Source organism: Candidatus Nitronauta litoralis (assembly GCA_015698285.1).
GTDB lineage: Bacteria > Nitrospinota > Nitrospinia > Nitrospinales > Nitrospinaceae > Nitronauta > Nitronauta litoralis.
The window spans coordinates 2,628,028-2,640,534 of sequence record CP048685.1; the positions used below are offsets into that span (position 1 = coordinate 2,628,028).

Annotated in this window: 9 protein-coding genes; 4 read left to right on the top strand and 5 right to left on the bottom strand. The window is 44.2% G+C overall.

The features are described from left to right. The first annotated feature begins 75 nt into the window (after positions 1-75). Complete coding sequence (locus G3M70_11965; GenBank protein ID QPJ62547.1) at positions 76-231, top strand: hypothetical protein; 156 nt, start codon at positions 76-78, stop codon at positions 229-231. Here the strand turns inward: G3M70_11965 and G3M70_11970 are convergent. Continuing rightward, positions 178-1,116 (bottom strand): SDR family oxidoreductase, encoded by a 939-nt coding sequence (locus G3M70_11970; GenBank protein QPJ62548.1) that lies wholly within the window; start codon positions 1,114-1,116, stop codon positions 178-180. The two genes, G3M70_11965 and G3M70_11970, sit on opposite strands and share 54 nt — an antisense overlap. 33 nt (positions 1,117-1,149) lie before the next feature. Continuing rightward, on the bottom strand, positions 1,150-1,734 hold the full coding sequence (locus G3M70_11975) for a uracil-DNA glycosylase family protein (protein QPJ62549.1): 585 nt from the start codon (positions 1,732-1,734) through the stop codon (positions 1,150-1,152). Positions 1,735-1,888: 154 nt separating this feature from the next. On the opposite strand from G3M70_11975, the gene G3M70_11980 reads away from it, so the two are divergent. Next, a complete protein-coding gene (locus G3M70_11980) occupies positions 1,889-2,911 on the top strand; it encodes a diguanylate cyclase (GenBank protein ID QPJ62550.1) in 1,023 nt (340 codons plus the stop codon). Between the two features lie 140 nt (positions 2,912-3,051). Further along, the gene (locus tag G3M70_11985; protein ID QPJ62551.1) at positions 3,052-7,695 is read left to right on the top strand and encodes a hypothetical protein; all 4,644 of its coding nucleotides are present in this window, start codon (positions 3,052-3,054) and stop codon (positions 7,693-7,695) included. A gap of 16 nt (positions 7,696-7,711) precedes the next feature. On the opposite strand, the gene G3M70_11990 is transcribed toward G3M70_11985, so the two are convergent. The 3 genes from G3M70_11990 to G3M70_12000 form a co-directional block, all read right to left on the bottom strand. After that, a complete protein-coding gene (locus tag G3M70_11990; GenBank protein QPJ62552.1) occupies positions 7,712-8,950 on the bottom strand; it encodes a hypothetical protein in 1,239 nt (412 codons plus the stop codon). Between the two features lie 15 nt (positions 8,951-8,965). Beyond that, positions 8,966-10,813 carry a hypothetical protein gene (locus tag G3M70_11995; protein QPJ62553.1) on the bottom strand — a complete coding sequence of 616 codons (1,848 nt, stop codon included), beginning with the start codon at positions 10,811-10,813 and terminating at the stop codon, positions 8,966-8,968. A 209-nt stretch (positions 10,814-11,022) separates the two neighbouring features. Beyond that, positions 11,023-11,814 carry a pentapeptide repeat-containing protein gene (locus tag G3M70_12000; protein QPJ62554.1) on the bottom strand — a complete coding sequence of 264 codons (792 nt, stop codon included), beginning with the start codon at positions 11,812-11,814 and terminating at the stop codon, positions 11,023-11,025. A gap of 420 nt (positions 11,815-12,234) precedes the next feature. Here G3M70_12000 and G3M70_12005 point away from each other — a divergent pair, with 420 nt between their 5' ends. Beyond that, the gene (locus tag G3M70_12005; protein ID QPJ62555.1) at positions 12,235-12,420 is read left to right on the top strand and encodes a hypothetical protein; all 186 of its coding nucleotides are present in this window, start codon (positions 12,235-12,237) and stop codon (positions 12,418-12,420) included. Positions 12,421-12,507 lie beyond the last annotated feature (87 nt).

The following is a 12,507-nucleotide window of genomic DNA, read 5'->3' on the forward strand; positions in this document are numbered from 1 at the left end:
CACAAGTTTATTTTATAATAGTGTACCAAATCCCCGCTCCCGGCGGGTCAAAACCAGAACCGACAGGATTGAAAAATGGGATCGAAAAACCCGGAAGATGATGAGATCGACGCACCTCTGACTGAAAAACAAAAAAAGGATGTGATCAGTGTGTATGCAGCGGTGATCGCGGTATTGTTAATTGCCGCTTCCTTTGTCTGGAACTTTCTTGCCGCCCTGCCTTGGAAATGACCGTCTGTTCGCATTCAAATTTTTAAATAACGCTGTCAGTCCCGATTTAAAATCCGGATATATTAAATGAACACCAAGTTCTTTTTTTATTCGCGAATTGGAAACCCGCTTACTGTCCTGGTAAAAACTTTTTGCCAGATCTGACATTTCACATTTTTCCAGGGGAACCAGGGGAGGAGGTTCGATGTTTAAAAGTTCGCATGCAAAGCGGATCACTTCTTCTGGTGGTGTCGGCAGGTCATCTCCAACATTGTAGATGCGGCCTGGATTGGAGGCTTCAATTGAAGCTCGGATGACCTGGATAAGGTCGGTGAGGTGTATTCTTGAGAAAAACAGACCGGGCCGATCAATCCTCCGGGCTTTCCCATCAAGAACGCGTAAAAGAGAATTTCGTCCCGGACCATAAATTGCGGACAATCTGAAGATATGAAGCGGCAAGGAATATTGTTTTGAAAGATTTGTCCAGGCTTGTTCGGCAGCCAGTCGTTTTAGCCCTCGGACACTTTGTGGATTGGTTTCGCTGTCTTCATTCACCCAACTACCGTCACGATGGCCGTAAACCCCTGTTGTCGAGAGGTAACCCACCCAGGAAAATCCACCTGTGTTTTTGAGGTGCTTTTCTAAAAAAGGGAGGATCGGATCGCCAGATTCTCCCGGGGGGACGGTGGACAAAAGGTGGCTTGCACTGGCAAGGGATTCCAGTAGTTTTGTTTCGGAAGAGGCACCATCAAAAAGGCAGGTATTGAATCCCAGGGAGTTCAGGGCGGATTGTTCTATTTTTGTACGGCAGGTTCCTGAAACGCTCCAGCCTTCTTTCAGTAACAATTCGCAGAGGGCTGTTCCCGTATAGCCCAGCCCAAAACAGAAGAAATGCTTTTTTGACATGAGACCTGCACCCGTTTTCTGGAAACCTGTTAGTTAATGTTTCAAAGCTCTCTTTAATTCCCGCTTCAGTTTTGGGAGTGTTTCCTTTTCAAACCAGGGGTTCTTCTTTAGCCAGATATTGTTCCTTGGTGAAGGGTGCGGAAGTACAAAATAATCCGGCAGGTATTCTTTGAAATGCTGGATGGTGAGTGTGAGTGTTTTTTTCTTTGAATCATTTAAGTAAAAGTTTTGGGCGTATTGCCCGACAAGCAGCGTCAACTGTATGTTTTTTAAAAGTTTGAGAATCGGTTCGTTCCAGAGTTCTGCACATTCGGGACGAGGGGGGAGATCCCCGGACTTGCCTTTACCCGGATAGCAGAATCCCATTGGAACAATGGCAAACAATTTCGGATTATAAAACTCTTCCCGTGAAACATCCAACCATTGACGCAGTCGATCTCCGCTAGGGTCGTTCCACGGTATGGAAGTCTCGTGGACTTTTATCCCCGGTGCCTGGCCGACCACCAGGATTCTGGATTCTCTGGAAAAGGAAACTACAGGGTTAGGCGGCAGGGGCAGGTGTTCCTGGCAATGAGTGCAGGATTTTATTTCCTGGATTAATGATGTGACCGAGTTCATTAATTTTTTAAAAAATTCGGAATAAGCGGTTTGGCCTCAGAGCTTTTCCGATATTCAATATTGCGTTGTCGGGCCTTGCTTTGTGCTTTGTCTCCGCTATCATAGCTTCTTTAGATAGGATGTGTCCGTTTTTCTTACATTATCTGAGGGGAAGATGATATTTAAAAAACCCGAATCAAAACCAGCCGTAAATAATCAACGTTCAGAGTTTAATGAGCGGATTGCTTCCATCCTTCTTTCTTTTTGCCGTGGGATGAGTGCCTGGCTGCCTTCCACGGACCCTTTGCAGAAAAAAATCCAGGAATTGTTAAAAGTTCTGAAAAAAGCGGCTCGTCCAAAACCGGCTGTCGGGCTCGCTCAGGAAATCCAACATTATTTTGAAAAAGTGAACCTGGAGGATGATGCTAAAAACTTTGAAAGAAGTCAGGTGAAATCATTTTTTTCTGACCTTGAAAATGTGATTGGTCGTATGTCAAGTTCCTCGGGTGGGATCAACAAGGAAATGGGGGGTGTGATTGATGAATTTGCAACACTGGAATCTATAAGCGACCTGGAGGTTGTCAAAGGGAAAATCATAAAGGGGTTGTCCAAAATAAAAGAAGAAACCGGTCGAATGGAAGAAGAGCTTGAAATGTATCGGGAAAAAACCGAGAGTCTCGCAAAAAAATTGCAGGAGACGGAAAGCCTGGGTTTTACCGACCAATTGACTCGGCTTTATAATCGACATGCTTTTGAGGTTCAGGTTAGCGACTGGTTTCCGGACGGAATATCAAATACCAATAACTTGAATATCATTATGGGAGATATTGACGAATTTAAAAAGTTTAACGACATCCACGGCCATCAAACAGGCGATATGGTTTTAAAATTTGTGGCCGATACCCTGCGTGAAGCTTTGGAGACAAAAGGGAAAATATACAGGTATGGTGGGGAAGAGTTTTTGATCTTTTTGCCAGGGATGGAATTTGAATCAGCTGCAAAAATTGCCGAAAATATTCGAAAAAGACTGGAAAAGGATTATTACATCGAAAAAAGCAAGAAGTTGATGGTTACCATGAGTTTGGGCGTGGCTTGTACTAAAGAGGGTGAAACCCTGGAAGATGTTTTGGAAAAAGTGGATCAGGCATTATATGGGTCGAAGGAAAAAGGGCGCAATCGGGTCACAATTGCCAATTGATTTCTCATAATTGAAATAAAAGTTTGTGTCTTGAAAAGCCGGTATATCGGGACTTCCTGCCGTTAGTATCTGAGATTTTACAACCCCTCCCGAGTTCGCTATAGTTCCCTTCAAGGGCAAAAATATTTCCAGGGGGTTCGATGCGATCCGAAAAATTTTCCATCCAAAATATCTCTAGAAACTCTTCCTTCTCAAAAGTTCTTGCGATTCTGGTTTTGTCTTTTTGTGGCATTCTTTTGCTCTTTTCCCCCTCAATTGGTGCTTTGTCGAATTCCGGGCCAAATAATATTCCTTCCGGGGCCTTCCATCGGTTAAATCAATTTCCAGAAGAAAATATAGTTCTTGCTGAGCGAACACTGGTTATCACTCTTTCAACCAAAGATCCTTGTAAAGAAATTTTAAAGTACCTGCCGGCTAAAGCGCAGGGAAGAAAATTCACCCTGAAAGGCGTCAGCTTAAGCGGCAATTCCTTTTTTCTTGCGGCATGCCAGAAGATGCGAGCCGATCTTGAAGGTGCTGCGCAATCTCGATTGAAGGACATCTCTGGATACAGTGCTGCTGAAAAACAATTCAATGCCGGTGTTGAGTCGGTCAAGCGGGATGTCTATGTTTACTTTCTGCAATTTGTAGCACTGAAAATTTACGACTACCTCCCACCGGAAGAGCAGGCCAAATTCGCGCCGAATTCTCCGGCGGCCATGGACAAGGCTCTGGAATGGCTGGCTAAACCCGAGAACGAAATACAAACTTATGTTCACGCTTATCTGGAAGCAAAAGCCAAACCTCTGGCCCGTTTGTTCAATGACTATATGTCCGGTGCTTCTATGGAGATTATTACCGGACTACAAGGTTTAATGAAAGGGGCAAAGGATAAGTTTGACCGTTTCACCAAAATGCAGCAGGAAATCGAAGCGGGGGATACAAATATCAGCGATGCTCTGGAGAAATACGGGTTCAGTGGTGATTATTTAAGAAAGTTCAAGGAATACGAAGGGCGTATCAAGGGGCTAAACGAGGCTTACAAAATAAAAGATGCGGTGGTCATCATTGCAGGTGCGTTTCAGACGGATGTCCCCGACCAGAAAATTGCAGGGATGATGGACCTGTTGTCTCTGGTTGGCGGAGTCGCAGAAGACAGTAATATTCCTATCGTGTCTTTATTCGGGCAAATCGTGAAAGCCTATGGAGACATCGGCAAGGAAATGCTGGCCAAGGTTCTGGCCCTTGAAAAAATGATCCGGGGTCGGGAAGGGTTTTGTATTGGGGGGGAAACCCATTCCATGAAAGATCCCAAAAACAAGGCCTTGATTGGGACCTTCGGCCCGGAATATGAAGCCTGCCCGCTGGAACTGGACGGTTTGTTCAGTAACGTTTTTTATCAGACGGAACCCAAACACAATAACAATCAGTTGTTTTTCTGGGACGGTAAAAAGTTTATCAAGGGAAATCCCGGAGGGGGAGGGAGTGCGGGATTAAATGAAGTAATTCGTTTGATTAAAGAGGGCGAGCGACTCAATTTCGCTTCCTATGCAGGAAAATCAAACGATATCCCGACCATTGCTGAAGTTTATAACACTCCTTATCCAAAAGATTCTCCCCGTGGAAAAAACCATAGCAAAAAATCCGGGGTTGTTGGGCTGAGAGAAGAGGCGAATCTTGTCATCAATGCGCTGGGTGGACAGATCAAATCATTGCGCAGAGGTGCGGATCCCTATGGAGAGCCCTCTTGCACAGTGGAAAAGGTAGACAGGTGGATCGAAAAAGAGTCTGGGCAGCAGGTCGAGCGTTTTATGAGTCTTTTCGAGCAATCTCGCCGAGACCTGAAAACCAGTTATGCACTCGCCTTCGTAGAGCAGCACAATAAGTTGAAGTCTACTGGGGGAAGGAGAACCGCAGCTTATAAAACTTACTCCCGTTTTTTTGACAAGGTGGAGCATCTGTCTCTTTTTAAAATCAGGGGTTGGGTGCTGGACGAAAAGCAACCAGGACGTTCCTGTCCTAATTGCGGGGGAGCTAATATTGACCTGTCGTTTAGTAATTCGCGGGAATTACCGGGTTGTGAAATAAATCAGGCGGATGGTAAAGGCCGTTTCATAGCCCATCTGGTTACCAAATCATCTGCTCTTTCGGCGAAGGTTTCGGCCAGCGTGGGAAATGTTCGGAGTGAAACGTTTCCAATAGAACCTGACAAGTTGGGCTTTGATCTTACTGAAAGACCATTCATAGAATCATTCAGTCTCACCCTTCCACTCAAGTTTGAAGAGGATGAACAGGAAGAGAATAAAGATAAAGAAGGACCATCCGAGGAAGGTGGTTCAATTGCTGATATAGCGGGTCAACTGGAAATGGTGGCAACCCAGGCTGAAACCGCCTCTTCCCAATTGAGTCAGGCCTGCCAGGTATTATCCGGTTTGGGAGAAGTTGAAGCTGATTTAAATCAGTTTCAATCAGATTTTCCGAAATTAAAGTCGGAAATGAATGCTGTCCGACAGGAAATCGAAAACCATAATCAGCGCGTTGTGGAAATACAAAAAATGTCGAGCGATGCGTCGGGAATTTCTGAATCCATTATCGACTATAAAAAAACAGCTGAAAGCCAGGCCCTCTTTGCTTGTGAGCAGGCCGAGCTTTTGCAGAAAAAACAGGGTGAGCCAGCGAAACTTGTCCCAAGAGCGGAAGCAGCGGGTCGCAACGCCAAATCTGCTGCTGGAAAAGCCGGAGAGGCTTACACTCGTGTTCGAACCATGGCATCTGATGCAGAGGCAAAGGCTCAGGCACTTGGTGGTGCAGCGGATAAATTGAAATCGATTTTGCAAAGGGCTCAGGAAAAAGCGGGTGCGCTCACGTCCATTGAAAACCAGTTGAGCCGGATCTCAGAAGCGAGTGTTCAGGCAGCAGAAGCGAGAAAAAAATTACCTGAATTAAAAGCGCGGGCCGAAAGTCTTTTTTCTCAGGGGCGGAGTGTTTCTGGAGAAACGGATCAACTGGCTCGACTGGATGCGGCTTTTGGAAGAGTAGTGACGGCCACTCAACAGGTGACGCCCTGCGATGAAAAAGCTGCGGCCCAATTACTTGCACTAAAAGACGGACTTGCCAGTGCGAAGGCAAATCACCAGGTCTTGCAGCCACAACTGGAATCACTCAGCAGAAGGGTGTCGGGTTCGGATGGCAGTTCATTAAAGGAATCTGTTGCCCGGATAAAGGCTGTCGCTGATACCGGTGAAGTTTTTTCGGAGGCGGCGCAACAATCCGGGGCCGATGCCATGAAATGTGTCGCTCTGGCCCGTTCAATGGTTCGGGAGGGGCCCGACAAATTGGTTGGCACAGCTCGTGTTGCCATTGCTGCCTGTGAATTCAAAAATGCCAAAGGATTGATCAAAACACTTGGAAGTGATCCACGTAGGGCAAAACTGGAAGCGCTTTATTTTGAGCGGGTGCGGTATGAGGGAAAAACAAAAACTCTCTTCGCTCAGGCCAACCAGTTATTCAAGGATAATCAACTGGAACAGGCTCTGGCACTATTGAAAGAAGCGAGAGGTCATACTAAATGCGATAAATTTCGCGGCCGCATTGAACAGGCGATTGGAAAAATCGAAGCCGGAATGCAGGCCCAGCAGGAAGACCAAAAACCCGATCAACAGCAGGCAAACGTTACCTGTCAGTCGAAAAAGTCCGGAAGTATTGCCGTAGAGGACCCAACGACCCGACAATATGACTGCCGTTGCCCGAGCGATCGTGTGGAAAGCCCGGATGGAAAGTCTTGTATTGATAAATCCACCCTTGCCGGACAGGATACTGATTTGGAACCCGAGGAGCCAGAGACTTTTGCAGTAGCATTTAAAATATATTTTCTTCAGCCCAACTCAAAACCCAAGACATTGGAAATCCCAAAGGGAGCGGATTCCAAAACAAGAAAGCGAATTAAAAAACAAAACGAAATAATCATAGAAAAGTTTGCGAAAAACCTCTCATTTAGCAATACCAGCCCAAAAGCAATAACAAAAATGAAAGTGCCTATGATGATTGGTATTGCTCCCGGAGGCCAGGAAGCCTATCCGCTGGAAAGCTTTGCTCCCGGAGATAAATACTCCATCCCGGTAACAGGGAATATGCCCGGGAAGAGTGGTTCATCAAAACAGAATGTGGCCTTTTTGCTGGAGGTGATTCGTTCTTATGAATCTTTTGATGAGTTAAAAGCTGCGTACCCGGAAATGGATACCCCAGGCCAGAAAGGGCCAGTTAATTCCAAGAATATTTCGCAGGCGGTCATAAAAGACAGCTCCGGCACATTCACTATCAACAATGCAGACTCTGGTCAGGTTGTTGTTGGTCCCTTGACAAAAGGCTGGACAACCGCCAATAAGCAAAGAGCTCTAAACTTATCCCGTCAAATTGTTTTAATGTCCGGATCCATTACTTGTTTTGTCGCGACAGCTGTCTATGAGGACCCACTGGCAGACCAAATCACGGTACTCCGATCATTTCGGGATAATACTCTGCTGGCAAGTGAGTCCGGAACCCGGCTGGTGCGGTTGTATTATAAATACGGCCCGGGGTGGGCGCTATGGGTTAAGGAGCATCCTTCTGTTTCCGAACCATTACGGATTATGTTTGACGCTGGAGTAAGTTGGCTAAAAGACAATGATTTGAAAAATACCTGGCAGGGTGATCTGGTGGATGGTGTGGTCCGGGTTTTGGATACGATAAGTACTTGGTTTACTGATGAAGGAGATTATTCTTCCCCTGCGTCTTCTAGTGGCTTATTGAACTGGTTGGGTATTTAGAAAACCAACATTAAGATTAGTTTACTTCCACCCAGGGACGGATTCTGTTAAGAATCTGGTCGGCCACCTTGAATTGTCCTTTCGAGTTCAGGTGACCATCAAACAGATAATAATCTTCTATGTTTAATATTTGTTTCAGATCTATCGAATCGATTGCTTCGATGCGCAGCCATTCAATTAATGCCTGATGAATGTTGTCCAGTTCTTTTAAACTTTCCGGTACCTTTTTGTATCCAAAGTTTTGTTTTAAGTGGGTGCTGTATTCCTGGGGGAAAACCTGGTAAGGGCTGGGGAAAATAACAAGAAGAAAAGGGATTTTTCTTTGACTGCAAATGAAATACATTTCGTAGATGGCATTAAAAACGTTTCGAATGTCATCGCCTGTGTAGGATGGACCGGCTGCTTCTTTGGTGGAAAGGAACGAGGAGGTCAGGTAGCTTGGATTGATTCGGCCTGAGAAAAAATCATCCAGAGTGGATTCAGGAATAGTGCTTATATGGTTTTCAAATTCTTTGTGATCCATCCCACTCATTTCGAAAAAGAAATCACGGTTGATTTCTTTGCCATAAAAAAACTTCCAATACTGATTAGAATTTATTCTGCGTTGGATCAGGTTTTTTTTGTCCAGGAAAGATTGGACCAGAGTCAGTAGATAGGAGATTCTCCAAAAAGGTTTGTCATCCAATTCTCGACTGTAAATAGGGTATTGCTCTCTCACCCTGTAACCATTTGGAATCAGGCGATGGTGTGCCTCTATAAAATCATTTCCCATAAACAATCCAACCACGACGACATCGGGTTTTAGAGCAATTCCGAAACGTATCAGGTTTAAAAAATAATGGAAAGGGCCTGACATGATTTGTCCGGCGTTGAATACGGAGACGGTGCGACCCGTTGAGTTCTTGTTTAATTCAGTTTCTACCAGATTGGATGCCCGGTTTTCCTCTTCAACACCAAAGCCCTGAATAAAACTATCGCCAAGAAAGATTAATTTTTTGGGTGCATCCAGTTTTTTTTCAAAGTCACTGTCGCGAAATCCCTGGCGATTGTATTCCAGTGTTATATCAAATTCTTTTTGAACCAGTTGGAAATGTGAGCCAGGGAGATTGTTTCGAAATGGAGTGAAGGGGGCGAGAGAATCCGGGAAATGATAGAAAGACCTTAAAAACCACTCTCCAGCAAGAAGGGATGTGCCGATGGAAAGTGTAACGGCAAAAAGCGTAAAAGTCGATTGTGCTCGTGTGCTCAGAGGCATCGACAGTATTGGGGGTCAGGCGGCTGACAACTCCTTAAAACGGGATTTGCACAGCGGGTTTTTGGATGTTTCCATGATCATGGATTCATTGACCTGGAAATTGGGTATCGCAATTTTTTTATGGTAATGAGAGAACGCTGCCCAAAGTGTTGCAATATCATGACAGTCGTTGCAAATGGACAGGATGCCCGCCATGTTGGCTATCCATTGGTCCTCTGCTCCAGGAAATAGAACGAACAACTGCATTGAAAGGTCATAAAGTAATTGGTTGAATTCTTCCAGGCCGTTTTTTAAATGCGGGAATTTCTGGACGCTGTTTTTTTCACCCGAAATGTTGCTGGCTGCAGTCAATTCGGTTTTAATGTGTTCAATTCTTGGTGCGACTTCATTCCATATATTTTGATTGGCCAGACGATCTTTTAATTTGGACTGTACGGATTTATCTGAAAATATTTTTTCAAAACTTGAAAGAATCATCTGGCCTTCGCGCACACGTTCACTGTAGGATTGGCGAATTTTTGATTCGACTTCCTGGTCAAAGTTTTGCATGCGTTTAAAAAATTCGTTTCGTTCTGTCAGTTCATCATCCTGGAGTTTTTGTAATGGAATGGATAGTTCCTCAAGGATGTCCTTTTTCATTTTCGGTGGGTACCAGAAATCAATTTCACTTAAGATAGTGTTGACACGGTCAAGCAATCCGCGGCCATATAGCTTTTCATGATGTGGAGTGATGGAGATTCCAATTGAGGCTGGTTCGCCGGTATTTACCACAATGTTAAAATCATCATTTTTTAACTGTTCAAAGATATTTTCTAAACTAATAAAGGAAAGCATTTGATTTTTAATGCCAGTTTCTACCCGCGTCATGATGAGAGAATAGCGTTTGTGCTCTGGGCTGTTTTGATACTTGTTGTCAAGCGTTAGCTTGGCTTTCTGGATTGCCTCATGATTGTAAATCACCAGACGCTTCCGGTAATCATGGAATTCTTTAATAAGGGGTTTGACTCGCTTCATTTCCTCAGTGAACGAATACTTTCTGGAAGCCTGCTGGTAAAATTGATCCAGAAAGCTGGCAGCATCAAAAATGTCCCCCATTTTGGCTATGGGTCGCGACTTTTCCCGAATACGCTTCAGGTAATAACTGAAGCTGTCTTCCAGCTTCCATTCCTTCAAGAGGGATTCCATGGCCTTGCAGATTTCGTAGAAGCAGGTATTTACCCCCTTGTAGGTCTCAAAACTGTGGTCGTAAAACTGAAAATCAGAATACACTCTGTTTCGTGTTCTTAATTCTCGAAAACCGGGATGATCCTTGCCATTTATATTGAAGCCCAAAAGAAAATCATCATGAGAAATTTGATGTTCTTCCAGCTTGTTGACGAGTAATTCAATTTCAGGAATTATGGTGTTCTGTGCATTTAAGGGGTCGCCGTAAAATTTTTCCAGATACATCATTTCATTGTGGATTTGGGGAAGGATCCAATCAAAAGCTTCCCTGCACAATTCAACAGCTTTTACTACCTCCTGTTTATGCAGGTCGAGATTACATTCGTCGTGTTCCCTGGCAAGGGTTTCTACCCCATGTTTGATAGAAAACAGGATAGAGTCAATTTCAGAAAGAATCTTTAATCGTTCTTGTGGGGGAGGGAGCTCTTCCGTTGCGGGTTCGACCCGTTCCAGGATTTTGGGAACTTTCCCTTTCAGGTTGCTCAGCTCATTGACAACGCGATTTCGTTCTTCTTCCGGTGTATTACCATGTAAATCCAGAAGGTTGGATTTCTGAATTTTTTCTGCAAGAAGGGTGATCTGATTGATCACTAACTTGGTGTTGTCTTGTAAAGACGATAGTTTTTGTTTTCCAATCATTTCTAAATAGATTTACAGGGTTCTTTGAAGGGCAATTCTAAACACATGATGGATAAGGAGAACTGCCAAGGACTTTATCGGAACCCGCAAGTTTAATTTCTTATTAGTGTAGCTGATTCAGGCCTTTATGAAAGAAAAAATTATAAGTTAATAAAAAGTTTCGATATAAAGTATTCCTAAAAAATTTAAGCAAAACCTCATTTTTGAAGTTATTTTTGGATTTCTCTGCATTTGAAGGAGAGATGAGCGTTCCCTTCATGGTTATCCTTTTCCCAGACTACCTCCAGATTTTCAGGGAGGAGGGTTTCGCTGGTGATCCGGGCCTTTTCCAGTTGAACGCACTCCAGTCCAATGGTACCCAACAGATTTGCGTTACTTAAGTCTGCGTTATTGAGGTTTGCGTGCTCAAGAACTGCGCTGGAAAGATCTGCATCTTTCAGGACCGCATTTTCAAATGTGGCCCCTGTTAAGTCGGCGTTTCCAAGGTCGGTTCCTTTTAAATTGGCCTCTTGCAAACGTGCACCAGACATTTTGGCGTAACGCAAGTCGGCACCTTCCAGATCAGCTCCAAACATTTCAGCTTCCCGTAGATCAGAAGCTTTCATGTCGGCCTCTTTGAAAGAAGCGTCCACAAGGTAAGCTTTGGTGAAGAATGCACCTGTCTGGTCAGAGTGGTCCAGGCAGGTACGAAGCAGCGTGCATTCACGAAAATCCGCTGCTTCAAGTATGGCATTTGTGAAATTTGCATCTGTGAGGTCAGATTGACTGATATTGGCCTCTGTCAGATCGGCCTCATGGAAGTTTGCTCCGGTAAGGTCAGCATTTCGCAGCCGCGATCGGTAAAACTGAGCCGAATGGAATGAACTCTGGCAAAGTTTACAACCTGTGAGGTCCGCTTCCGCAAGATTTCCAGCACTAAGGTCGAGACCGCTAAGATCAAGCTCTGTCAGGTCTTTGCCTGCCAGTTTGTCTTTCTGTGCGACAACCTGATTACGATTCATAAAACTCCAGAGGAAAAGTTCAACCAAATCTAGGACAAGCACCTGGGTTTGTCAATTTTCGAACATGATATCTGGATAATTTTTCCCTCAATGGGTAAAATCAGCCGCTTTTTTGACGCAAATCAGGATATTTTTAAGAAAAAATATACGATATATCTTATTGTAAATTAAGGAATTGAGTTCTTTTTTGTTGGGAGCTGGGTTTTGGTACAGGTTTTGCTGAAAAAGATGTGATTCAGATGTAAAAGTTAATGGAGACAATCATGAAAGACCACAAACAAAAACAAAACCCTAAAAAACCTCAAAACAGGCAGATTTTGTCTACTGAACCCGACCAAAAAAACCATCAGGAATTATACTTGGAACATCTTATGCAAATGACGGTTGGAGTTCTTGATAGTGGTTTTCAGAAAGGCTGAAATGGAACCCCTGACCAAAGATGGGTTGAAGTCCAAGCACTCTATTGAAACGGAAACTAAACCAACAATACTGAATTTATCGTTTCCCGGTCGGAGCGCACTCGTCCCCCGAAAGCAACGCGATTTGGAAAAAGGGTTACAAAAGGAAGTCATCAAAACCATTGATGAAACTTTTGGCCAGGAATAATAATTTCCAAAACCTTCCAGACTGCCAGTTTAAATAAAAAAAATCTGTCTAATAATTATAGAGGCGGCGTATTAGCCTCAAACATCC